The sequence below is a fragment of the Aeromonas sp. s7(2024) genome (genome assembly GCF_040907825.1).
In the GTDB taxonomy this organism is placed as follows: Bacteria; Pseudomonadota; Gammaproteobacteria; order Enterobacterales; family Aeromonadaceae; genus Aeromonas; species Aeromonas veronii.
The window spans coordinates 1-23,346 of record NZ_JBFOCM010000013.1 but is presented as its reverse complement, the minus strand read 5'-3'; the positions used below and the strand labels follow the sequence as shown (position 1 = coordinate 23,346).

The 23,346-nt window shown below is 60.1% G+C and carries 23 protein-coding genes and 2 tRNA genes; 9 read left to right on the top strand and 16 right to left on the bottom strand.

The genetic code is table 11. The annotated features are described in order from the left end of the window. The first annotated feature begins 171 nt into the window (after window positions 1-171). The gene (locus AB5Y73_RS04670) at window positions 172-675 is read left to right on the top strand and encodes a M48 family metallopeptidase (RefSeq protein WP_118853771.1); all 504 of its coding nucleotides are present in this window, start codon (window positions 172-174) and stop codon (window positions 673-675) included. A 26-nt stretch (window positions 676-701) separates the two neighbouring features. Beyond that, window positions 702-1,565 (top strand): DUF2927 domain-containing protein, encoded by an 864-nt coding sequence (locus AB5Y73_RS04665; RefSeq protein WP_118853770.1) that lies wholly within the window; start codon window positions 702-704, stop codon window positions 1,563-1,565. A 160-nt stretch (window positions 1,566-1,725) separates the two neighbouring features. Here the strand turns inward: AB5Y73_RS04665 and AB5Y73_RS04660 are convergent, their stop codons facing one another. Both AB5Y73_RS04660 and AB5Y73_RS04655 read right to left on the bottom strand, forming a co-directional pair. After that, window positions 1,726-1,977 (bottom strand): DinI family protein, encoded by a 252-nt coding sequence (locus tag AB5Y73_RS04660; protein ID WP_118853769.1) that lies wholly within the window; start codon window positions 1,975-1,977, stop codon window positions 1,726-1,728. Between the two features lie 74 nt (window positions 1,978-2,051). Further along, window positions 2,052-4,481 (bottom strand): DNA polymerase II, encoded by a 2,430-nt coding sequence (locus AB5Y73_RS04655; protein WP_181497277.1) that lies wholly within the window; start codon window positions 4,479-4,481, stop codon window positions 2,052-2,054. Window positions 4,482-4,647: 166 nt separating this feature from the next. On the opposite strand from AB5Y73_RS04655, the gene AB5Y73_RS04650 reads away from it, so the two are divergent. The 3 genes from AB5Y73_RS04650 (at window position 4,648) to AB5Y73_RS04640 (ending at window position 7,165) form a co-directional block, all read left to right on the top strand. Then, on the top strand, window positions 4,648-5,142 hold the full coding sequence (locus AB5Y73_RS04650) for a prolyl-tRNA synthetase associated domain-containing protein (protein WP_107684859.1): 495 nt from the start codon (window positions 4,648-4,650) through the stop codon (window positions 5,140-5,142). A gap of 263 nt (window positions 5,143-5,405) precedes the next feature. Beyond that, window positions 5,406-6,644: a GGDEF domain-containing protein gene (locus tag AB5Y73_RS04645; RefSeq protein WP_107684860.1), complete on the top strand. Its 1,239-nt coding sequence runs from the start codon at window positions 5,406-5,408 to the stop codon at window positions 6,642-6,644. Beyond that, on the top strand, window positions 6,641-7,165 hold the full coding sequence (locus AB5Y73_RS04640; RefSeq protein WP_107684861.1) for a GNAT family N-acetyltransferase: 525 nt from the start codon (window positions 6,641-6,643) through the stop codon (window positions 7,163-7,165). Before AB5Y73_RS04645 ends, AB5Y73_RS04640 begins: the two co-directional genes overlap by 4 nt. A gap of 60 nt (window positions 7,166-7,225) precedes the next feature. On the opposite strand, the gene AB5Y73_RS04635 is transcribed toward AB5Y73_RS04640, so the two are convergent. From AB5Y73_RS04635 to AB5Y73_RS04620, 4 genes are all read right to left on the bottom strand, one after another. After that, window positions 7,226-8,086, bottom strand: a complete 861-nt coding sequence (locus AB5Y73_RS04635; RefSeq protein WP_279499581.1) for a PA4780 family RIO1-like protein kinase — start codon at window positions 8,084-8,086, stop codon at window positions 7,226-7,228. 195 nt (window positions 8,087-8,281) lie between these two features. Continuing rightward, window positions 8,282-9,277, bottom strand: a complete 996-nt coding sequence (locus tag AB5Y73_RS04630) for a lauroyl-Kdo(2)-lipid IV(A) myristoyltransferase (protein WP_279499580.1) — start codon at window positions 9,275-9,277, stop codon at window positions 8,282-8,284. Between the two features lie 150 nt (window positions 9,278-9,427). After that, window positions 9,428-10,417, bottom strand: a complete 990-nt coding sequence (gene lpxM, locus AB5Y73_RS04625; protein ID WP_107684981.1) for a lauroyl-Kdo(2)-lipid IV(A) myristoyltransferase — start codon at window positions 10,415-10,417, stop codon at window positions 9,428-9,430. Between the two features lie 255 nt (window positions 10,418-10,672). Continuing rightward, window positions 10,673-11,665, bottom strand: coding sequence for a TDT family transporter (locus tag AB5Y73_RS04620; protein ID WP_181497276.1), 993 nt, complete (start codon window positions 11,663-11,665; stop codon window positions 10,673-10,675). Window positions 11,666-11,767: 102 nt separating this feature from the next. On the opposite strand from AB5Y73_RS04620, the gene AB5Y73_RS04615 reads away from it, so the two are divergent. Next, window positions 11,768-12,673 carry a LysR substrate-binding domain-containing protein gene (locus tag AB5Y73_RS04615; RefSeq protein WP_107684865.1) on the top strand — a complete coding sequence of 302 codons (906 nt, stop codon included), beginning with the start codon at window positions 11,768-11,770 and terminating at the stop codon, window positions 12,671-12,673. Between the two features lie 96 nt (window positions 12,674-12,769). Here the strand turns inward: AB5Y73_RS04615 and nfo are convergent, their stop codons facing one another. The 6 genes from nfo to AB5Y73_RS04585 form a co-directional block, all read right to left on the bottom strand. Then, the gene (nfo, locus tag AB5Y73_RS04610) at window positions 12,770-13,612 is read right to left on the bottom strand and encodes a deoxyribonuclease IV (RefSeq protein ID WP_069555787.1); all 843 of its coding nucleotides are present in this window, start codon (window positions 13,610-13,612) and stop codon (window positions 12,770-12,772) included. Next, complete coding sequence (locus tag AB5Y73_RS04605; RefSeq protein ID WP_107684866.1) at window positions 13,609-13,848, bottom strand: hypothetical protein; 240 nt, start codon at window positions 13,846-13,848, stop codon at window positions 13,609-13,611. Before AB5Y73_RS04605 ends, nfo begins: the two co-directional genes overlap by 4 nt. 81 nt (window positions 13,849-13,929) lie before the next feature. Continuing rightward, window positions 13,930-14,259 (bottom strand): YbaB/EbfC family nucleoid-associated protein, encoded by a 330-nt coding sequence (locus AB5Y73_RS04600; protein WP_005333445.1) that lies wholly within the window; start codon window positions 14,257-14,259, stop codon window positions 13,930-13,932. A 114-nt stretch (window positions 14,260-14,373) separates the two neighbouring features. Beyond that, window positions 14,374-16,965 (bottom strand): DNA polymerase III subunit gamma/tau, encoded by a 2,592-nt coding sequence (dnaX, locus tag AB5Y73_RS04595; RefSeq protein WP_107684867.1) that lies wholly within the window; start codon window positions 16,963-16,965, stop codon window positions 14,374-14,376. A gap of 172 nt (window positions 16,966-17,137) precedes the next feature. Beyond that, entirely contained in the window at window positions 17,138-17,683 is a 546-nt protein-coding gene (apt, locus tag AB5Y73_RS04590; protein WP_181294991.1) for an adenine phosphoribosyltransferase, read from the bottom strand. A gap of 134 nt (window positions 17,684-17,817) precedes the next feature. After that, window positions 17,818-18,195, bottom strand: a complete 378-nt coding sequence (locus AB5Y73_RS04585) for a YbaN family protein (protein ID WP_279499578.1) — start codon at window positions 18,193-18,195, stop codon at window positions 17,818-17,820. A gap of 123 nt (window positions 18,196-18,318) precedes the next feature. Here AB5Y73_RS04585 and dusC point away from each other — a divergent pair, with 123 nt between their 5' ends. The 3 genes from dusC (at window position 18,319) to AB5Y73_RS04570 (ending at window position 20,609) form a co-directional block, all read left to right on the top strand. Then, window positions 18,319-19,263 carry a tRNA dihydrouridine(16) synthase DusC gene (dusC, locus tag AB5Y73_RS04580; RefSeq protein WP_107684869.1) on the top strand — a complete coding sequence of 315 codons (945 nt, stop codon included), beginning with the start codon at window positions 18,319-18,321 and terminating at the stop codon, window positions 19,261-19,263. A 97-nt stretch (window positions 19,264-19,360) separates the two neighbouring features. After that, window positions 19,361-19,729 (top strand): RNA polymerase-binding protein DksA, encoded by a 369-nt coding sequence (locus tag AB5Y73_RS04575; RefSeq protein ID WP_019445807.1) that lies wholly within the window; start codon window positions 19,361-19,363, stop codon window positions 19,727-19,729. A gap of 154 nt (window positions 19,730-19,883) precedes the next feature. Next, window positions 19,884-20,609 (top strand): ABC transporter substrate-binding protein, encoded by a 726-nt coding sequence (locus tag AB5Y73_RS04570; RefSeq protein ID WP_107684870.1) that lies wholly within the window; start codon window positions 19,884-19,886, stop codon window positions 20,607-20,609. A gap of 117 nt (window positions 20,610-20,726) precedes the next feature. Here the strand turns inward: AB5Y73_RS04570 and yjjG are convergent, their stop codons facing one another. The 4 genes from yjjG to AB5Y73_RS04550 form a co-directional block, all read right to left on the bottom strand. Beyond that, window positions 20,727-21,407, bottom strand: coding sequence for a pyrimidine 5'-nucleotidase (yjjG, locus tag AB5Y73_RS04565; RefSeq protein ID WP_042055441.1), 681 nt, complete (start codon window positions 21,405-21,407; stop codon window positions 20,727-20,729). A 23-nt stretch (window positions 21,408-21,430) separates the two neighbouring features. Beyond that, entirely contained in the window at window positions 21,431-22,921 is a 1,491-nt protein-coding gene (locus AB5Y73_RS04560; protein ID WP_107684871.1) for a leucyl aminopeptidase family protein, read from the bottom strand. Between the two features lie 171 nt (window positions 22,922-23,092). Next, window positions 23,093-23,169, bottom strand: a tRNA-Met gene (locus AB5Y73_RS04555). An 87-nt stretch (window positions 23,170-23,256) separates the two neighbouring features. Further along, window positions 23,257-23,333, bottom strand: a tRNA-Met gene (locus AB5Y73_RS04550). Between the last annotated feature and the right edge of the window lie 13 nt (window positions 23,334-23,346).

The following is a 23,346-nucleotide window of genomic DNA, read 5'->3' as shown; positions in this document are numbered from 1 at the left end:
TGCGTTGAAATACAGAACCCCCGATGCGGTACATAAGGGGTTCTGAGTAGAGAAATGCTAGTTGAAAATGTGTAAACCTATTTCAGGACTAGACACCCTCTCTCCTCATCGGTAGGCAAGCCCGCCCGAGATAACTACAATGACGCTCTTTTTGATGTGACGAGTGACACCATGGCGGAACTGACTTATCTGGGCGGCTATCCCGACCCTCTCAAGGCACAGGTACAGCAGCTGATTGCGGCAGGCAAGCTGGGGGATATGCTGGCCAAACGCTACCCGGAGAGCCACCAGATCCAGAGCGACAAGGCGCTGCTCGCCTACACCATGGAGCTGAAGAACCGCTACCTCAAGAGCTCGGCGCCCCTGTCAAAGGTGGTGTTCGATGGCAAGATCAACGTGATCAAGGATGCCCTCGGCCTGCACACCTACGTCAGCCGGGTGCAGGGCAGCAAGCTCAAGGCCAAGAACGAGATCCGCATCGCCGCCCTGTTCAAGGAGGCGCCGCCCCCGTTCCTGAAAATGATCGTGGTGCACGAGCTGGCCCACATCAAAGAGAAGGATCACAACAAGAGCTTCTATCAGCTCTGCCAGCACATGGAGCCCGACTATCATCAACTGGAGTTTGATCTCAGGCTCTGGCTCACCTGGCGCGATATCGACAAGGCCAACCGCTAGGCTGACAACCGTTTCAGGGAGGAAACATGCCATTTGCCGCCATCCCCTTTGGTGCCACCCGCTTTATTGCCACTTTGGTAATGGCCAACTTGGGTTGCGCTGCCCGTCCCCGCCGCGCATCACACGGGCTGCTGGCCCTGCTGCTTCTGCTCGCGGGCCACAGCGCCCGGGCCGATGAGCGCTGGCAGAGCGACAGCTATCTGGTCGAGAGCTTTATGGCCATCGCCATGGAGCGGGAGTATGGCGAAGCCAGGCAGACCCGTTTTGCACGCTGGCAGCAGCCGATCCGGCTGCAACTTATCAACGAGTCGGGTGACAAGCCGCTGCAGGCAGACGTGGTGAAGGTACAGGCGGCCCATCTGGCTCGCATCACCGGCCACTCCATCAGCATGGTGGCCGCAAAGCCCAACCTCACCCTGATCATGACCGACTACAACAAGATGAAGAGCTGGGCCAACCGCACCATGGGGGGCGATCCATCGGTCAAGATGGCGCTCAAGGAGGGGCTCTGCCTTGCCAACTTCGCAACCAATGCGAAACACGAGATCAGCCGTGCCACCATCATCATTCCGGTAGACTACAGCCGGGCCAAGGGACGATTTCTCGACTGCGTGGTGGAGGAGTTCACCCAGGTGATGGGGCTGCCCAACGATTCGGACAAGGTGTTTCCCTCCATCTTCAATGACAACAGCATCGACAGCTTTTTGACCGGGCTCGACTATGTGCTGCTCAAGATGGCCTATCACCCGGCCCTCAAAGCCGGAATGAGCAGTGCAGAGATCCGCGCCGCACTGCCTATCGCACTGGCCGATCTGCGTGCCAAAGGGGAGATCCGCGAAGCCAATCGCAGGGTGCAGCAACAGAGCCTGAAAAGCTGGGCGGGGTTGTAACGGGCATGGCTCAACCCAGAGTCAGACAAGCCACCGCGAACCTCTCACCACCAACAAAAACGCAGCCACCTGGCTGCGTTTTTGTTGTCCGGGGATCGGCGGATCATTCGCGGGCATGCCAGTTTATCCAACGCCCGTGTTATCCACTGACCGTGCGGGATCAGGAGGCGACGTTCTCTTCCGGCATCCAGCTGTCGGCGTTCTCCCACACCTCCTGCACCATGGCTTCGGCCAGCTCCTTGTCCTCCTTGCTGGCACGGCTGACGGTCAGGGCCATGGCACTGCCCGGCGCGACCCGCACATGGATGTCGGGGAATTTTTCGCCCAGCTGCTTGAGCAGCTCCTGACGCAGCGCCTCCATGGTCGAGGTCGGGATCTGATGTTTTTTGTCGATGATGATTTCAAGACGCATAGGAAACTTCTCCATGATTTATAACTGTATTTTTATCCAGTATCCATGGGAAGTAAAGTGCCATCTTGCGCCAATCAGAAAAGATCCAGCTGCTGGCCGCAGATCCGCTCGAACGACTCGCCGACAAAAGGGAGGATCGCATCGGCAATGGGTTTGAGCTGCTTGTCGATGTAGTGTTCGTAATCGATGGGGGTGCGCCGGTACTCCAGCGGTTCGGGGCCATTAAGGGTCATCAGATAGGCGATGGTACCCCGATGCTGGTAACGTTGGGGCAGACCGCGGCGCAGGTTCTCCTCATCGGCCAGACGCGCCGCCCGCACATGAGGTGGCACGTTCTTCTGATACTCCTCGAGCTTCTGGCGCAGCCGCTTGCGATAGACCAGCAGCTCGTCGTACTGGCCGGCTCGGGTCTCGTCCACCATGGTACGCACATAGCTGCCGGGATCCTGGTCGTGAAACACCATTTCGTAGAGACGGGTCTGAAACGCCTTGGCAAGGGGCGTCCAGTCGGTGCGCACCGATTCGAGCCCCTTGAACACCAGTTGCTCCTCTGCTCCCGCCTCCTTGCCTGCCACCAGCCCCGCGTAGCGCTTCTTGCTCCCCTTCTCCAGCCCGCGAATGGTGGGCATCAGAAAGCGGCGATAGTGGGTCTCGTACTGGATCTCGAGATAACTCGGCAGGTCGAACTCGCGCCTGATCAGTGCAGCCCAGTTATCGTTGATCATTTGCGCCAGTCGCTGGCCGATCTCATCCGCCTCATCCGGGCTGGTCTCGCGCCCCAGATGGACAAAGGTGGAGTCAGTATCGCCATAGATCACCTCGAATCCCTTCGCCTCAATCCACTCACGGGTCTGCTGCATGATGCTGTGGCCACGTAGGGTAATGGACGAGGCTAGGCGCGGATCATAGAAACGGCAGCCCCCCGACCCCAGCACGCCGTAGAAGGAGTTCATGATGATCTTGATGGCCTGGGAGAGCGCCTTGTTGCTGGCCGCCTTGGCTCTGTCCCTCGCCGCCCACAGGGTGGCGATGAGTTCCGGCAAGAAATGCCGCTCGCGGGAGAACATGGCGCCGCGAAAGCCCGGAATGGCGTGCTCGGGATGCTGCAGCCCTTCGATAAGTCCCATGGGGTCGATGCAGAAGGTGCGGATGATGCTGGGATAGAGGCTCTTGAAATCGAGCACCAGCACATGGCGATAGAGGCCGGGTTTGGAGTCCATTACATAGCCACCGGGGCTCGCCAGCCCCCCGTCGGCTGGCAGATTGGGGGCCACGTAGCCGCCACGATGGAGCCGCGGCAGATAGAGGTTGGTAAAGGCCGCCACAGAGCCCCCTACCCTGTCGAGCTCAAGGCCGGTGAGGGAGGCACGCTCGATGGCAAAGGGGATGAGGTGGCAGTAGTCGAAGATCTCCCACACCAGCTTGCAATCTTCCAGGTTGTAGCGGGCCAGCGCCTCCTTGTCGGAGTGGAACAACTCGGTGATCTTCTCCCCCCGATTGGCCACATCCTCGATATCCTTGCCACGGCCAAGCAGTTCGCTCGCCACCGCATCCAGGCTGTAGCTGGCAAACTGCCAGGTGGCGCTTTTCAGGGTATCGATGCCATCGAGCACCATGCGCCCAGGGATAATGACGTTGCCGGTTTGGGGATCGCCCCGTGACGAGCGCCAGAAGCAGAGCTCGCGCCCCCGCCCGAGCCGCAGTCGCCGCTTGTTAAGTTCGGCGCGGCGCAGCAGCAGACGAAAGTCAAAGTTGACCACGTTCCAGCCGATGACCAGGTCGGGGTCATGCAGGCTGAACCAGCTCTCCAGCGCGCCGAGCAGGGCGCTTTCATCCACCACCCACTCCACTAGAGTGCCCCAGCTCTCGGCATCGGCCTCCGGGGTGCCAATCATGATGACCCGCGCATCCTCTTCGCTGTAAAGACCGACCGAGAAGAGGACCCCGTCCATGGCGCACTCCACGTCCAGCGACACCCAGGAGAGGGTCGGCGTCACCGCCTGCGGTGCGCAGCGTGCCTCGTTCACCTCCCAGTAGCCCTGCTTGCCCCCCTTTTTTACCGCCCAGCCATCGAAGCGCACGCCAGCTGTGATGAAACGCTCCATCAGGAAGCGCTCCGGCAGCCGGATATCCGCCTCGAAGTGCTCCAGACCGCGAATAAGCAGCAGCTCGATGGCGCGGTGAAAGGCGCTCAGGGTCGCGAAATAGCAGCCCACCACAGGGCGACCGTCGAAGGTGTGCATCGGCAGGCGGCGAAACCGCCCGCTCACCCCGGCCCCCTTGAACAGCTCGGCGGCTTCTGCCATGTGGCTCTGTGGCAAAAAGAACACCGGCTCCTGCCCCGGCACCACCACCCGCACCGGCCCCTGTGCGCTCCAGAGCCACATCACGATTTCGGTGGTTGCAGGCAGCCCGTTGCGGCCGCGCACGTCCCGACCGTGGCGGGTCAGGATAAAACCGTCGAGGGGCGGAGTGGCGGGTACAGTGGGCTGGGTTGCAGTCATGAAGCGTAAAGGGGCTGTCCGAGAATGGGACTATTGTACGTTCATACAGTGCCTGCTCGCAATCGTCACGCTGGCTGCGAGGCGGGAGTCAAACTGGTAAGCTCGATCCGGTCGTTATTCCCGCCCATCCCGTTCTGACCACTCTTCGCCGACAAAAGGAGTCTTTGTGGCAATCTATTCCCTGCTGGATCAGCTGGCTATCCCCTACCAGCGTATTGATCATCCCCCAGTGTTTACCTGTGAGGAGGCGAGCAAGTTGCTGCCCGACCTGCCCGCCGCCAAGACCAAGAACCTCTTTTTGCGCGATCCGAAAAGCGAGCGGCTGTTTCTGGTGGTGAGTCCGGAGGAGCGCCGGGTCGATCTCAAGGCGCTGGCAGCCATGCTCGGCGTCAAGCGGCTGAGCTTTGGCTCCCCCGAGCGGCTCGATGCGGTGCTCGGCCTTACCCCGGGCTCGGTGACCCTGCTCGCCATGGTGCGCGACAGGGAAAAAGCGGTAGAGCTGGTGGTGGACGAGGCCATCTGGCAGGCCAAACAGGTGCAGTGCCATCCGCTGGTCAACACCGCTACCCTGATCATCCGCCTCGACGACGTGCGCCGTCTGCTGACCCATCTGGACAGGGAGGCCATCGTCATGCGCTTGCCTGCTGCAACCTGCGATTAGCACAACGTCTGGCGGTTGGGTTCACCCTGCCGCCAACACCACCACTTTTCACGCAGCGAAATTGACTGACAAGACAATAAAATGGCTTCTTGTGCGCTGATAAATCGAGTCAGCATTCGCCATCGTGCAAGAAGTCGGAGGTGAGCACATTCGGCCATTTAACCCATTGATAATAGGTTGGATTCATGTTGTGATCGGCCACTGCCAGCGGGCGATACCCCATCGCCTGTTCGTTCACAGGTGACTTCCCAGAGAGCCCCTTGATGCCAAGTCTGTTTTCCTCGGCCCAGTTGTTGAGTCTGGTGCTGTTCGTCACGCTGTCACATGTGGGGGTCGCCACCATTTTCGCCGCCATGTGGCACACCCATCGCCAGATCAGGGCATTGATCTACTGGTCAGCGGGGGAACTGGTTATCGCGGGGGCTTTTTGCTGCCTGCTGCTGCGCCCCCTTGAGGGAAATGCATCCCTTGCCAATATTCTCTGCACCAACCTGCTGTTGATGTCGACCACCCTGCTCTATGAACGGGGGATGCGCCACTTCTTTCGCCGTGAAGCCGACCAACTGGGCTGGCTGCTGCCCGCCGTTACCCTCGGCGGTTTCGTCCTGTTTGCCCTGACCGCCTTGCAGCAACCCCTCTTTGATGTGCACTGCCGGATCATCGTACTCTCCGGCGTGCTCTCGCTGCAGATTGCACTGCTTATCTGGCAGCTCTGGCGCTACCAGCGGCTGGCCCCCGTCTATCGGGTGCTGCGCTTTGCCATTCTGCTGCTCGGCCTGCAACTGCTGTTGCAACTACTGCGGATCGCCAAACATCTCTGTCAGCCGGAGCTGGCGGCCAACTCCTTCACCGACCCGCTGCTCGGGCCTGTGATCCTGCTCAGCCTGCTCTTTACCATCGCCCGCAGTTATCTGCTGCTGAGCCTGGTCCACACCCGCCAACAGCAAGCCTTGCTGGCCACCCAGCGCAAGCTGGAGCGGCGTGCCAATCAGGATGAGCTGACTGGCCTGTTCAGCCGCCACTATTTCGAACGCCAGGTGGCCCTGCGTGCCCGCGAGGTGACAAGCCCTAGCCAGCTGCTGCTGATCGATCTGGACAACTTCAAACAGATCAACGACCGCCACGGCCACCCCGCCGGTGATGCCATGCTGCGGGCCGTGGGTCGGGTGATCACCAATACCCTGCCTTCTGAGGGCATGGCCGGTCGGCTTGGCGGCGATGAGCTGGCCCTGCTGTTGATGGCGGACCCGCAGACCCTGCCCGACTACTGTCACAGCCTGCAACAGCAGATCGCCGAGGCGACCCGGGCGCTGGCCGGTGGCCCCATCAGCCTCAGCATCGGCCTCACCTCGATGCACCCTGACGAGGGGTTTGAAGCGGCCTACCTGCGCGCGGATCGGGCCCTTTACGCCGCCAAACAGGCTGGAAGGCAACGGGCCTGCGTACAGGAGCTCCACCACAACGAGCCGCAACCACTGCCGCCCTGCGCGCTCCTGTCGTGAGCGCAGTGCTCGCTCTGCAGTGCCGACCAGCCAGGCTGACAGATGCTCCGGCTTACCGGCGCTATGTCACCGAATGCGCCGAGGACGGACAGCCGCTCTATCAGGTGGCGCAATTCGACCCGGACGGCTGGCTACAGAGCCTGCTGGATCACGCCAAAGGGCGCAACTTGCCCAGTGGATACCTGCCGACTACCACCTATTTTGCCCTCGATGGCGAGGAGATCATCGCCACCCTGCGTCTGCGTCACGGTGACAATGAGGCAACCCGCCAGTGGCTGGGTCATATCGGTTACGAAACCCGCCCCTCTCGCCGTGGCGAAGGGGCCGCGACCGTGCTGCTGCGCTGGGTGCAACAACAGGTACTGGCGGCGCCGGTGCTGATCTGCTGTGACCAAGACAATCTGGCTTCCCGCAAGGTCATTACGGCCGCCGGGGGCGTGTTGCTGGGGCGGCGCTTCCATCTGGGGGATCGCAACTGGCTGGAGATGTATCAGCTAGCCCCCTGCCCCAGCCGACCATAGCCGCAGCAGTAATAAAAAGAGCGCCCCGAAGGCGCTCTTTTTGTGAACGTGGCAAGACCGTTAGTAGCTGTCTTCCTGCTCCGCCTTCATCCGGGCCTGACGGGCATAGGCCTCCTCTTCGGCGCTCTCGATCTCCTGCAGCACCGAATCGAGATCGATGGCGGCGCGGCTCTCTTCAAAGTGACCGGTCAGCTCGCTCTCGGGGGTGAGTTTACCATCTTCAAACAACGCCCACATCTCCTGGGCATAACGGGTCTTGAGCAGCTCGGGGGCATACATGCCGTAGTAGTTGCGCATGTTGTTGACGTCCCGCTCCAGCATCGCCTTGGCCTGGTTGTTGGCGGCGGCATCCACCACCTGCGGCAGATCGATGATCACGGGGCCCTGCTCATCCACCAACACGTTGAACTCGGAAAGATCGCCGTGAATAAGACCGGCGCAGAGCATCCGCACCACATAGCGGATCACCTTGGCATGGTCGATGACCGCCTGCTCGGGGGTGAGTGCCACATCGTTGAGGCGCGGCGCGACATTGCCATCCTCATCGGTGATAAGTTCCATCAAGAGGACGCCATCGAGGCAGACATAGGGCTGTGGCACCCGTACACCGGCCGCCGCCAGCTTGAACAGGGCGTCGACCTCGGTGTTCTGCCACACTTCTTCATGCTGTTTGCGGCCGTACTTGGAGCCCTTCTCCATAGCCCGAGCGCTGCGGCTATTACGCACCTTGCGCCCCTCCTGATAGACCACGGCCTGCTTGAAGCTGCGCTTGGACGCCTCTTTATAGACTTTGGCGCAGCAGATCTCGTCGCCGCAGCGCACCACATAGACGTCGGCCTCTTTGCCGCTCATCAACCGGCTGACGACCTCATCGACCAGGCCGTCATCAACCAGAGGTTGGATTCGATTTGGAATTTTCATGGCCGCCCTTTTACCCTATTTCCGCTCTCGAAGATAGCTCCGCGCACGCTCACCTGCCTCTCCCTTTCATAAGACACCCTGTTATCCCCTGTTTGCGCTGTTTTTGTCCACCCGTTCGCCTTAAAAACCACCAGCAGCAGACCAAATACGAAAGGCGCCTGTACCAACAAAAATGGCCCGCAAGCGGGCCAATTTTCAAGGTTCGGGCGGCAAACCCTGACGAATGCGCTGGATCCCCGCTTCATAGAGGCCGTCATCCCCCTCCTGATGCTCCAGGGTTTCGAAGATCTTGAGAAACCACATGTACTGCTCGGGATGGCGCGCCACCTGCATCTCCACCACCCGGTTCATGGCATTGACGTCTGCCAGCAGATCGGCGGTGGGATAAGGGTCAAACGGCGGCTCTATCTCCAGCAGATAGCGCCCCTCATCCTCGTCATAGCTGGCGAAGATGGGCACCGCTCTGGCACCGGTCAGCTTCACCAGCTTGGGCAAGGCTGGCAGGGTTGCCTTGGGGCGACCAAAAAAGGGAACAAACACACTCGCCTCGCGGCCGTGGTCCTGATCCGGCAGGTAAAAAAAACTGGCACCGGCGCGGATCGACTTGATCGCTGGCTTGATCCCGGCGCTGCGCTCATACACCTTGCCCCCTTTGGCCCGCTCGCGGTTGATGTACCAGTCGAACACCTGATCTTTCGGGCTCTTCATCATGGTGCACATCTCGATGCCCATCATGGAGAAGTAGCGGCCAATCATGTCGACCGCCCAGGTGTGAGGCACCACCAGGATCACCGGGCGGCCTGCAGCCTGCTCCGCTTGCACATGCTCCCAGCCGGTGACCTTGATGCGGCGGGCCAGCCGTGCCTTGCTGCGCCAGCTGAGCTCGCCAAAGCCCATAAAGGTCTTGAGCCCGACCCGGATCGATTTGAGCAGCAGCGCCTGCCGTGCAGCGGCATCCAGCTCGGGAAAGCAGATCTTGAGGTTGGTATCGGCGATATAAGCCTGCTTTTTCGAAAAACGCAGCAGGGTTGGAGAGACCAGATCGGCAAAGCGATCCCTCAGTCTCGCGGGGGTAAATGCCAGCAGGGAGAGCAGGCCCAGCGCACACCAGCTGCCCCACCATTTGGGATACAGCAGGCGGCTATGAAATGAGGTATCAAATACCGGATCTAACGCAGACATGGCGGCCATCAAGTCATCAAAAACAAACGGTTATTGTAGTTATCCTGACATTTTTTTCTACCCTGGGGAGGCTGGCCATCAGCCTGCAAGGCACTGATCAGACTAGTTATCATAAAAAATGGCCCACATGGGGCCATTTCAATCAATCCAAATTCTGGGTCAGCCGTGGGGCGACAATCCCTTGCGGATCCGGCGTATCCCCTCTTCGTAGAGGCCATCCAGCCCCTCCTGATCTTCACGGGTATCGAAGATCTTGAGGAACCACATGTATTGACCCGGATGGCGCATCAGCTGCTGTTGCACCATGTCGTTCATGCGACAGGTATCGGCCATCACATCCTCGGTGGGATAGTTGTCGAACGGTGCCTCAATCTCCAGCCGGTAGCAGTGGTTCTCTTCGTCATAGCAGGCGAGCAGCGGCACCGCCTTGGCGCCACTGACCTGCACCAGACGGGGCAAGGCAGGCAGGGTCGCTTTGGGATAGCCAAAGAAGGGGGCGAAGATGCTCTTCTCGCGGCCATGATCCTGATCCGGCAGATAGAAGAAGCTGCGACCGCTCTTGATGGTCCTGATCACCGCCTTGATCCCGGCGCTGCGCTCATAGACGCGGCAGCCGTTCTTGGCTCGTGCACGGTTGAGGTGCCAATCAAACACCGGATTGCGCGCCCGTTTCATCATGGTGCACATCGGCACCCCGCGCTGGGTAAAGCAGTAACCAGCGGCATCCACCGGCCAGGTATGGGGCACCACCAGGATCACCGGACGGCCGGCCGCCCGCTCCGCCTCGATATGCTCCCAACCGATCACCTGCATCCGGCTCATCAGATAACACTGACTGCGCATGGTGAACTCGCCAAATCCCAACAGACTCTTGAGGCCGACCCGGATCGAGGTCAGTGCAATGGCATCCCGCTCTTCCGGGCTCTTGTCCGGGAAGCAGATCTCCAAATTGGTTCTGGCGATATAAATCTGTTTTTTCGAGATACGAAACACCAGCGGAGCCAAGGCTTCGGCCAAACGGTCGCGCAATCGCACCGGCACAAAGGCGAGCAACATCAGCACGCCGAGCGCCAGCCAGCTGAACCAGTAGCGGGGATGGAGAAAACGGGCTTCAAAAGAGGAGTCAAATACGGGATCTTGGGACGACATGTATTGGGGTCGAGCGAAAAAGTGGTGCTGCATTGTAGTCGTCCTGACAGGTAATACCAGTTAAATCCATGGCAAATAGCCCACCACGGGCGCCACATCAAAAAACCATAAAAAAATGCCCCGCACTGCGGGGCATTTTGCTCGTTACACAACCAGGGTGGAGGCTCTTTGTCCATCCATCGTATGACTGGTCGTTTATCCCGTCGCTCTCGGAGCGCACTGCTTATCCATTTCCCGATGTCACATCATCAAGATTTATCGGTGAGCACCCTGGCGGGCCATGCCGTTATTCATTTCGGTATTACGCTGCGGCAGAAAAAACATCAGGTAACGCAGTGCCACATACCCGACGATGACGGTAGCCACCCCCAGCTCGAAGTGGGCCAGCAGTCTGATCTGCTCGACGTAGTGACTGCCTTGCGCAAACTCTTCAACCAGATGAGCCACTTTGAACAGAGCGGTGGCACCGATCACCAGCGGGAAGGTGAAGGCGGCATAACCCGGCGAAAAGGGCAGACGCAGCAGTTTGATGAAGGCCAGATAGATGATGCCGGTCATCAGGATGGCAATACCCAACAGCACGGCCACCAGCAGCAGTGACGGCTCCTGGCTGACGGTCAGGTAACCGGCCAGAGAGAGACTGGCAGGGGCAGCCAGAATGGCGATGGTCGGTTTGGCGGCATCCGGCACTTCATGGCTGAAGATCAGGCGATAGAGCATCAGCGGCAGCATCAGGCCGTAGCAGATGATCCCGAACCAGAGCAAGCCGTTAGCCAGCGGGGCAAACTGACCGCCCGGGAAGGCGACGTCAGCCACGATGATCCCCACTGGCGGCACGAACCAGCTCGGCACCATGTGGTGGATTTCAAACTCTTTGGCGCGATGCCAGATAAAGGTGGCCAGGAACAGCAGGTGAACCGCCACGGCAAATAGCCAGAGGGCCTCGCCCGCTTGCGGCGCAATCATACCCAGCGCTTTGGAGACCACCATGGTGCCCATGGCATAAGTCGGTACCACACTGCCCACAACGGGGTGAGCGAGATCCTGCAACAGCAGGCGGGGGTGAAGCAGAAACTTGAAGGTCAGGATCACCAGCAGCACGGCCGCAATGGCAGCGCCCAGCAGTTGCATCCGGCCATCGAAGTGACCGGCATTTTCCCAACACCAACCAAGGCTGGCGATGCCCAGCGCCAGACCCGCCATGGGGGTTGGGGCGGCAGCCAGTGATTTACGGGTTCTTGCGATCATGATGACACCTTTCTATTGATGACTATGGCGATAGGATAATAGCCCCTTATCGTTTACGATATCTAAATGAATTAAATCAATCATTCAGGAAAACCAAACACGATGAAACTGACCCTGCAGCAGCTGAAAGTGTTCGCCACCATTGCCCGCTATGGAAACCTTGGCCTTGCCGCCAACGAGCTCTGCCTGAGCAAGGGGGCCGTCTCCCAGTCGCTGCAGGAGCTGGAGCGCCAGCTCTCTACCCCGCTGTTTGACCGCATTCACCCCAGATTGCAGCTCAACAACGAGGGGCGCCTGCTGCAACCGGCCGCCGAAGAGCTGCTGACCCGGATGCAGGATATCGAGAACCTGTTCAGTCCCGATGCCGAGCCGAGCGGCCAGCTTCGCCTTGGTGCCAGCCAGACCATCGGCAACTACCTGCTCCCCACCCTGCTCGCCAGCAGCAAACAGGAGCTGGGGCTCCCCCCCAAGGTGACCATCAACAACACTCACCTGCTATGCCATGCGCTGGCCAACTTCGAGCTGGATATGGCACTGATCGAGGGGGAGAACCACCACCCCGACCTGCTCGCCGAACCCTGGCTGCAGGACGAGATGCTGGTGGTGGCCCCACCCGGTCACCCGCTTGCCAACAAGAAGGAGCTCTCCCTCTCCCGACTTGGGGGCGAGACCTGGGTATTGCGTGAAGCGCAATCGGGCAGCCGCGAGCAGTTTATCCAGCAGATCCAGCCCGAGCTGCCCCGCTGGCAACCAGGGCTTGAACTCAACACCCTGGAGGCGGTGATGCTGGCGGTGGAGAAGGGGCTTGGCATCTCCTTTATCTCCCGGCTGGCAGCCTCGGATCGCCTGGCAGATGGGCGGCTGATCGCCCTGCCACTCTACCGCCGCTTCCCGCGCCAGCTCTCCCTTATCTGGCACAAGCAGAAGTACCACTCCACCTCCCTGCGCCACTTTATCCACTTCTGCCGGGCTCAGGTGAAGGATGTCGAGGTGAGCCGCGCAGAGTAACGCGCGCTCGGAGCGCCGCTGACAGGCCCGCCCGCCAATAACGGAAAAAGCAGAGAGGGAGCCACGGCTCCCTCTCTTTGATTCGCTTGCTCGGTATCACTGCGCCAGACTGCGCAACCAGCTGATCTCCTCGCCCCAGATGGACTCGTCTATGGTCTCGAGGATCAGCGGAATGCGATCGAAGCGATCATCATTCATGATGTGGTGGAATACTGCCTCTCCCAGATTGCCCTCCCGCAAGCTGTGGTGGCGATCGACACGGCTACCGAAGGTGCACTTGGCGCCGTTGATATGCATCCCCTTGAGATAATGAAAACCCACCGTGCGGTCGAACTCGGCAAAGACGGCAGCGCAGCTCTCGGCGGTGCGCAAATCGTAGCCGGCGGCAAAGGCGTGGCAGGTATCGAAACAGATCCCGACCCGGCTCTTGTCCTCCACCCCCTCGATGATGGTGGCGAGGTGCTCGAACGACCAGCCGAGGTTGGTCCCCTGCCCGGCGGTATTCTCGATCACCGCCGTCACCCCTTCACTGCGCTCCAGCGCCCAGTTGATGGACTCGCTCACCAGCTTGAGGCTGGCCGCCTCAGGGATCTGCTTGAGATGGCTACCGGGGTGGAAGTTCAGATAGCAAAGCCCCAGTTGCTCGCAACGCTTCATCTCGTCGAGAAACGCATCGCGGGATTTGGCCAGACCATCGGGATCCGGGTGGCCCAGATTGATGAGATAGCTGTCGTGGGGCAGGATCTGCTCCGGCAGAAAACCGGCCTTGTCACAAGCCGCCTTGAAGGCACGGATGGTGGCATCCGACAAGGGGGCAGCCTGCCACTGACGTTGATTCTTGGTAAAGAGGGCAAACGCGTTGGCCCCGATGGCCTGGGCGCGGGCGATGGTATTCTCCACCCCGCCGGCCGCACTGACGTGGGCTCCGATATATTTCATACAATCTCCTCGATACGGCAAGCCGCCATTATGCCGATCCAGCCCGGCCACGCCAAACCGGGATATCCGATAGCGGGTATCGACAAATAGTGCCGCCTATACAAGGCGCTGCGTTTCATGGCGCAATCGGCCTGCTCTGTAGCAACCTCTCCCCAGAAGGGATAGTTAGAGCCCGTCCACACCAGCATGGCGCCCATAAAAAAACGCAGCGTATCGCCTGAGCAATAACGCTGCATCTTTGGGTCTCTCGGCCGTCCCCCATGCCGTGACCCGAATGGCCAGCGACAAGGGAGCAAGAATGCGCGGGGAGAGTCGCCTTAGAAGGGCATCTTGAAGCCTGGCGGCAGTTGCATGCCACCGGTCAGTTCGCCCATCTTGGCCTTGTTCTGCTCTTCCACACGGCGCACGGCATCGTTGCAAGCGGCGGCGACCAGATCTTCCAGCAGCTCCTTGTCATCTTCCATCAGGGAGGGGTCGATCTCGATGCGACGGACGCTATGGCTACCGGTCATGGTGACCTTGACCATACCAGCACCGGCTTCACCGGTCACTTCCATCTGAGCCAGCTGCTCCTGCGCCTTCTGCATACGCTCTTGCATCTGTTGGGCCTGTTTCATCAGGTTCCCCATTCCACCTTTACCAAACATATGTCGTCTCTCGTCTTGAAATCCGGCATCCAGCGCCGGGCTGTGGGCTTGTCTGTCCTAGATGGGGACAGCCAAACTGCTTTTCAACCGGAAGCAAGCTCCCGGCCACGGAATTTAGCGGTTGAGGGGCTCGATGCTCTCGTGATGGAGCACGGCACCAAACCGCTGAACTAAAAACTGCACGTTGGGATCCTGCTCCAGATCCCGGGTCACCTGCTCGCGTACCCCGAGATAAAGGCGATGCTCGATCTCAAGAGGGGTCTCCTTGTCAGGCACCACGCCGAGCGTCACCTCGACCTGCACCGGTTGCCCCAGCGCTGGCCCGATGATCTCGGCCAGATCGGCGCGCGCCTTGTCACTCACCAGATGGCGCTGCTCGGGTTTGAGGGTCAGTAACACCTTGTCCCCTTCTCGCGTCATCACCGAGTTGATGGCCAGCTGGCGCAGCCGCCCACCCACCTGAGTGTGGGCAATCAGCTCGGCCCAAGGGTCGCCGCAACCATTGAGTAGCGAGGAGGGGATAAGGCGAGTCGCCTCTCCCTCTTGCGGCTCGCTGTCGCTCTCGAGCTCATCCCAGTCGATAGTCTCCATCACCGGCTGAGCGGGCTCATCCTGCGTCACAGGGGCAGCAGCCACCGCCGTGGTAACAACGGGTGGCTGGGTCGCAGGGGCTGGCATCACCGCAGGCGCCGCAGCGCTGCGCTCGCCGGGTCGATAGCTCGGCTGTCCGTCGAGATCCCAGGGTGGCAGATCGGTTGGCTGGGCAGGTGCCGTGACAGGGGCGTGGCTCATCACCTGAGTCTGCTCGGCAAAGCCCTGATTGAGGTACTCTTCGTAATCGCCGTTGTCTCCCTGCGGCTCGTAACCGTCGCCATAGAGATCCACCGGCGGCAGATCATCATAGTGACCCATCGCCGCCATCCCCTGCCCGATCGGTTGACTGATCGGGGCTGGCTGTTGGGTGACGACCGGTGCAACAGCGGGCGCGACAGGACGAGCTGGCGCAACCGGCACTGCGCGCGGCGCGGGCGCCGCTGGGGCATCCTGACCACGCTGGCGGCTGCGCAGCATGTTTCGCTTGCCAAGCAGGCTTTGCATGCTCGATACCGCTGATACTGGTTCAGCAGCGACAACAGGCGTTGCTGTCGGTTCGAGCGCGGGCTCGAAGGGGGCGGTCAGCGACTCGCCACGGGAATAGTCGGTATCGGCTGCGGCAGACGCTCGCTCATCAGCATCTGCGGGCTGTGCAGCCGAGTGCGCAGACACATCGGGCTGCGCATGGGGTAACGCGGGCTCGGTTTGATACCCCATGCCCGCAGCTTCGCGCAGCAGCTCATCCTGCTGGCTGAACAGCTCGGCGGCTTGCACCTCCTCTTCGCTGTCGGCGGGGTTGCCGATGTCATCCACCATCGCAGGCAGGGAGACATCAACCGCGGGCACGGCACTGGTGGCAACAGGGCTGGCTAGCGGTGCAGGCACGGCGCCGCTGATCGGTGCCACTGTGGCCGATTCAGCGGCCGGGCGCTTTCCCGGCAAAGAGGCAACCGAAGTAGCGCTGCTCGCCGCACTGCTCGTCATTGACGGGGGCAGCGCGGTGAGGCTGGCCGGATGCAGGGCATCACGCCTTGGGGAGAAGGCGAGCATCCGCAGGCAGGTCATCTCCAGCGCGGTGCGGCCATCGGGAGCCCAGGGCAGATCTTTACGGCCACCCAGCACAATCTGGTAGCAGAGCTGCACCTCTTCCGGACTCATCGCCTTGGCCAGTTGCAGCAGGGAATCGGCATCCGCCCCCTGCTCCTGCACACTGGCAGGCAGCAGCTGCGCCATGGCGATGCGATGGAGCAAGCCTTCCAGCTCGGCGTGGAGCTGATCAAAATCGGGGCCCAGGGTGGCAATCTCGGTGATCTTGGCCATGGTCGCTGGCGCATCTTGCCGCAAAATGGCTTCCAGCAGCTGGTGCAGATGGCGGTGATCGAGCGTGCCCAGCATCGCCAGCACGCTGTCGAGGCGCACGCTGCCATTGCCGTGGGCCAGCGCCTGATCGGTCAGGCTCAGGGCATCGCGCATACTGCCGTCGGCGGCTTTGGCCAGTGCCAGCAGGGCGCGCGGCTCGAAGGGCTGCCCCTCCTGATCCAGCACCCATTCGAGCTGCTTGGCGATCTGGGTCTGATCCAGACTCTTCAGATGAAACTGCAGGCAGCGCGAGAGGATGGTAATGGGCAGCTTCTGCGGATCCGTGGTGGCCAGCAGAAACTTCACATAGGGGGGCGGCTCTTCCAGGGTTTTCAGCAGCGCGTTGAAGCTGTGGCGCGACAACATGTGCACTTCATCGATGAGGTAGACCTTGAAGCGGCCACGGGCCGGGCGGTACTGCACGTTGTCGAGCAGCTCGCGGGTATCTTCCACCTTGGTGCGGGACGCCGCGTCAATCTCCAGCAAGTCGACAAAGTTGCCCTGATCGATCTCGCGGCAGGTATCACAGACGCCGCACGGGTGGCTACTGATCCCCTGCTCGCAGTTAAGGCTCTTGGCCAGAATACGGGCGATGGTGGTCTTGCCGACCCCGCGGGTACCGCTCAGCAGATAGGCGTGATGCAGCCGTCCCTGATCCAGGGCGTTGGTCAAGGCGGTCAGCACATGTTGCTGGCCTACCACTTGTTCAAACGTATGGGGGCGCCATTTACGCGCCAGAACCTGATAGCTCATAAATCCATCATGCAGGGAAGACAGGGCATTGAGGCCGGATGCTAACACAAATGGCGGGCTGGCTGTATCGGCTATCGGTCAGAGCGGGAGGGATCGCTTGATTTTCAAACCGATGCCCGCAAGGGCACCGGTTCAATGCAGGCCCGATGCAGAGGATCGGGCCGAAGAGGCATTACTCGCCGGCCAGCTCGACCAGTGAGACCACCTTGATGCCAGCGGCAGTCAGGCGGGCATCGCCACCCAGAGACGGCAGGGAGATGATGAAGGCCGCATCGGCCACTTCACCACCGGCACGGCGGATCAGCTTGACGGTCGCATCAACGGTACCACCGGTCGCCAGCAGATCGTCCACGACCAGCACCTTGTCACCGGGCACGATGGCATCGGTGTGCAGTTGCAGGGTGTCGGTGCCGTATTCGAGGGCATAGGACTCCTCGATCACTTCGCGCGGCAGCTTGCCCGGCTTGCGGACCGGCACGAAGCCCAGCCCCATGGCATAGGCAACCGGCGCGCCAAAGATGAAGCCGCGAGCTTCGGTGCCAACAATCTTGGTGATCCCTTGATCACGATAATGATTGGCCAGCAGATCGATGGTGGCCTTGAAGGCCTCGGGGTTCTCGATCAGGCTGGTGATGTCACGAAACAGAATGCCCGGCTTCGGATAGTCGGGAATGGTCTTGATGCTTGCTTCGATAAATTTCAGGGTTTCCGGATTCATGTGTTGACCGCTTATTTTTTTGACCCAGGGGTGGCCATTTTTTCTCAATTCCCTTCTGCGGGAAATAAAAAAGCCTGTCACGCAAAAATGACAGGCCGACTCCATAGCATTATTGCTGCAATAGCTTAGGGACTTCACTTCGCCATTGCAACTGGCTCCAGCACCGGCAGGCGCATTAACCAGGTGAGCAGGATCACCATTATGACAACCAGCAACCCCTTGACCCACAGCAGTGGCACCACCGCCAGCGACACCGAAAAGGTGAGCAAAATAAAGATAATGGCGCGCCGTCTGGCCTGGCGACGAATGCCGCGATATTGCTGCCAATCCACGATGGGCGGGCCAAACCAGGGATGGGTCAGCAACCAGCGATGAAAACGGGGCGACGAGCGGGCAAACAGAGCTGCAGCCAGCAACATGAAGGGGGTAGTCGGCAAAAGCGGCAGCACAATGCCCACAATACCGGTGGCAAATGCCAGACACCCGAGCGCCATCAGACACCAACGCTTCATTCCTTCTCCTTGCGTGATTTATCTCCCTCTAGCCTAACAGAGTTTGAGCGGGTGCTGACAGCGGGCCGCAACCCCACTACAATCTGCGCTCTTTTTTCTTGCCACTCTCGTCGGAAAGCCGTTATGCGCGTTATTTTGGCCCCCATGCAGGGGGTACTGGATCACCTGATGCGGGAGGTACTCACCTCCGTCAATGATTACGATCTCTGCGTGAGCGAGTTTATCCGGGTCGTCGATCAGCTGCTGCCCGCCAAGGTGTTCTACCGCCTCTGCCCTGAACTGCTGCAAGATGGCAAAACCCGCGCAGGCACCCCGGTGCGGGTACAACTGCTGGGGCAACACCCCGAGTGGCTGGCCGAGAACGCCGTGCGCGCCATCGAGCTGGGCTCCCCCGGCGTCGATCTCAACTTCGGCTGTCCCGCCCCTACGGTCAACAAGAGCAAGGGCGGTGCGGTGCTGCTCAAAGAGCCCGAGACCATCTACCGCATCGTCAAGGCGGTGCGTGACGCAGTGCCCGCCCATCTGCCGGTGAGCGCCAAAATTCGCCTCGGTTACGATGACAAGGATCTCTATCTGGAGAACGCCCAGGCGGTCTTCCAGGGGGGCGCCAACGAGCTGGCCGTTCATGCCCGCACCAAGCGCGAAGGGTACAAGGCCCCCGCCCACTGGGAGTATGTGGATGCCATTCGCCGCGCCATGCCCATCCCCGTCACCGCCAACGGCGAGATTTGGGATCACAAAGATGCCCTCGCCTGCGCCAGGGTCTCGGGTTGCGATGCCCTGATGGTCGGGCGCGGCGCCATCTCCCTGCCCAATCTGGCCAACGTGATGAAAACCGGCTGCCCGCACATGAGCTGGGCCGAGGTGCTGCAGTTGATGGTGAGCTATACCGAGCAGGATCTGGCCAGCGAAAAAGCCGACTATTACCCCAGCCGCATCAAACAGTGGTTCAGCTATCTCAAGCGGGAATATCCCGAAGCGGACCTGCTGTTTCAGGAGATCCGGGTGCTCAAAGAGACGGATCCCATCCGCGATGCCCTGCTGCAAGCAGCCAAAAGCCACGGCTAACCACGTTTAACTTGACGCATATCATCTTGATAGAGTTATCGGATCCCTATACTGCCCCGAATCTGTCGTCTGTCCTGTGGGGGATAATGTGTGTGAAATGACGCAAGCACAGTTGACTGTCTGGCGTAATCGCCTGCTGTCAGACTGGGCCCAAGTACGAGAAACGCTGATCGGTCAGCTCAAAGCCTGCCGCCGTGACGAGTGGGCCGAACAGGTCGGTCACTGCGAGCAGGATCAACTGGTGGAACTGACCAGCCGGCTGGATCTGCCGAAGGTTGAGCAGAGCGTGGCCCGCCTCAAGCGGATCGATGCGGCACTCTGCCAGATGGATCTCGGCCTCTATGGCCTCTGCTCCGATTGTGAAGAGCCGCTTTCCATCGAACAGCTGGAACAGGATCCGACCCTGCAACGCTGCCCGCGCTGCGAAGCCCGCTATCGCAAGGGATTCCACGCCCACGAACTGTGAGGGATGCACATCTGTGCATCCGCTCAACCCTCAGCACTGGTTACTCCGTCGTTCCTGTCCAATACTCACCGTATCAGCCTGTTCGAGGGTATGCGTTGTGTACAGACTCTTGTTGTTATGGTGTTTGTGTTGCCAGGCTACGGCACAGGAGTCATTGGTCGTAGGCTGGGTCGACTGGCAGCCCTTCAGTTATCGCAATGAACAGCAACAGCTCCGTGGACTTGATGTGGAGCTGCTCAACGCCATCTTCCTGCGGGCCGGTTATCAGGCCAAATTCAGTGAAATGCCCTGGGCTCGCGTGCTGCACGAGCTGAAATTCGGCACGGTTCAACTGGCCATGTCAGCCAATATCACCGCCGAGCGGCAGCAATATGCCCGCTTCAGCCACCCCTATCGGGAAGAGGAGACGGCCATCGTCATCCGTCGGCAAGATGCCGATCGCTGGCGCGGGATCAACACCCTGGAGCAGTTGATCAACACCCCTGACTTCCATATCGGGGTGCTCAAGGGCTTTGATTACGGCAATACCTTCCGCCAGTTGATGGCAAGGCCCGAGCTGCAGCCCCGTTTGCAGATGCGCCTGCGGCTGGATCAGTTGCTGAAGATGTTGCAAGGGGGTCGGATCCAGGGGTTTATTCTGGACCCCCACGGACTGCAGGAGTGGCAGGGTAAGGGTGGCGTGCAGGACAAGCTGTATATTCTGCTGCATATCGAACAGACACCGGTTCACCTGATGCTGAGCAAAGAGAGCACCACAGAAGCGCAACTGCAGCGGATCAATCAGGCTATCGATAAATTGAAACAGAGTCCCGACTATCAGCAGATCCTCGATCGCTATCAGTTCAGAGCCCAGCATTCACAGGAAAACACTCATAAGTAAGGGGAGCATCAGCTCCCCTTACTGTCTCAAGCAAACCCAATCCTGTCTCAAACAGCTCTAGTTGCAACTTGCCAGGACGCTTTGGTCATCGATAACGTGATGGGTTAAGCCTGGCTATCAGCGTCCCAGCACAATGTCGGCAAGGTGGGCGAAGTGGTGGATTTCGTGGGTGGCATCGCACTCGCCCGCTTGCCGCGCCGGGTTGTACCAGCAGGTTGCCAGCCCCTGCGCCGCCGCCCCGGCAATATCGGTTTTCGGGTTATCCCCCACCATCAGCACCCGGGCCGGATCTGGCTGCCCCATCAGGGAGAGGGTGTGCTGGAAAATAGCTGGTGCCGGCTTGGTCACCCGGATCTCGTCGGAAATCACCAGCGGCTCGAACCACTCGCTCCAGCCCAGTTTGCCGAGCCGTCCCCGCTGGGGCACGCTGAAACCATTGGTGATGATCCCCATCCGCACCTTGCTGCGCAGCTGCTGCAGGGTCTCGACCACCCCTTCAAGAGGCATGCTAAGGGCAATGATTTGCTCCAGAAAGGTGTTGTTCATCGCCATGGGATCGGCGGCAACCTGCTGGGCAAAGAGGGAGAAGCGGGTCTGCTGCAACGCCGTTGCATCGATCTCGCCGTCGTTGTACTGCTGCCAGAGCCCGTGGTTGAGGGCGTGGTACTGCGCCATGCTGGCGTCATCAGCCTGTACGCCATAGATCTGCAAGGTATGCGTCAGCGCAGAGGCGACCGGAAAATCGAGCAGGGTTTCATCCAAATCGAACAGCACCCAGTCATAACTTGGTTTTTTCACAGAACTCCTTGTTATCATTCAGATTATTCAGAGGCTTGGCGACCAACTCTGCCAAGCGGGCTGGCCAGCAGATCGAGCGTGAGACGCACGCCGAAGCCGGTCACTTCGCTGGAGACCACCCCATTGCCCCCCTTGTTGCGAAAACCGCTCAGGTCGAAATGCAGCCAGGGGGTCTGCTCGGGCACGAAGTGGGCGAGGAAACGGGCCGCATCGATGTGATCCGGCGAACTTCCCGGCGCACACTGCAACAGATCCGCCCACTCGCTTTCGATGTTGTCGTCGTAATCGTCATCAAGCGGGAAGGGCCAGACTCGTTCACCGCTGCGCTGACCCAGATTGACCAGCGATGTCATCCATTCGCTGCGATTGGTAAAAACGCCGCTGTAACGGCTACCCAGCGCCCGTTTGCAGGCCCCGGTCAGGGTTGCGTAATCGAGCAGCAGATCCGGGGTATCCTGCACCGCCATTGCCAGGGTGTCGGCCAGTACCATTCGCCCTTCGGCGTCGGTATCGACCACCTCGATGGAGGTGCCATTGATGGCGGTCACCACCTCGCCAGGACGATAGGCATGAGGGCCGATATGGTTCTCGGCAATGGCCAGCCAGCAGTGCACCTCGTAAGGCAACTGAGCTCGGCTGATAGCGTAGAGGGCCCCCAGCGCCACCGCGCTGCCCCCCATGTCCAGATGCATGCCATACATGCTGCCGGAGACCTTGAGGTTGTAACCGCCGGAGTCGTGACAAATTCCCTTGCCCACCAGTGCAATGCGGCGCACCGGTTTGGGCGGGTAGTAGCTGAGCTTGACCATGGCCCCCTGATTGTCTTCCGAACCACGAGCAACGGCCAGAAACGCCCCCGCCCCCAGCTCGGCTAGCTGCGCCTGATCATAGTGATGGCACTGCCACCCCTCATCTTGCGCCAGCTTGCTGACAAACTCGCGATAGCTGGCGGCCGTCAGCTCGGAGGCAGGCAACACCGCCAGATGGCGAGCCAGCCCGTTGCCCCCCGCTTCGCTGTAAAGGCGCGCCAAGTCCAGCACCACCGCGGGTGAAACCTTGATCTGCTGATAGCTCCAGCTGCTTTCACTGCGGCGCTTGCTGGTGGGCAACGAAATATTGGCGGCAAGCAGGGCCGACAACATCACTTCGGCCAGCATCACTCGCTCGGAGGGAGAAAAACCTTCCAGATGCAGCCCGAGGCGCTCCACATTGAGCCCAGAAAGAGGAGCAATCCAGCCTCTGATCTGTTTATAGAGGCGGTGATCCCGCGTCACACTGCCGGCCACAAACATCACCTGCAACAGGGTATTGCCATGCATCAGGGTAAAGGGCGCTTTTTTCCCCAGCGCAAGCTGGGTCTGGAGACCCGCAAGGGCGGGGAGCGAAAGCAAGGACTCCTTCTGCTCTTCGGCGATCAGCAGCAGTTGCAACGGCAGCCCTTGAGCAAGGGCTTCGGCCAGCGTGGCATCCCGGCTTTCAATAGCAGGAGGAAGATAGGTGAAGGGAGTGATCACAGGCGCGTGCCTCATCCATGAAGAGATAACTGATGATACCCAACAAATGGTTGATACGACCAGTTTTGGTCTTGAAAAAGCGTCAGAAATAGCAGCAATCACCAGACGGTGACGAGCATCAAGAAGGATTGTTCAATGATTGGCAATACAGGAAGGAAACGTACAGAAAGTTGGTTGCGGGGGCCGGATTTGAACCGACGACCTTCGGGTTATGAGCCCGACGAGCTACCGAGCTGCTCCACCCCGCGTCCGAATTGTCACCCTCAAGCCTAGCAGTAGCTTGGTGGCGTTTGTCTGCTTTCGACTGTTTACACAATCGCAAGCTGACGAAAAGTTGGTTGCGGGGGCCGGATTTGAACCGACGACCTTCGGGTTATGAGCCCGACGAGCTACCGAGCTGCTCCACCCCGCGTCCGAATTGTCAC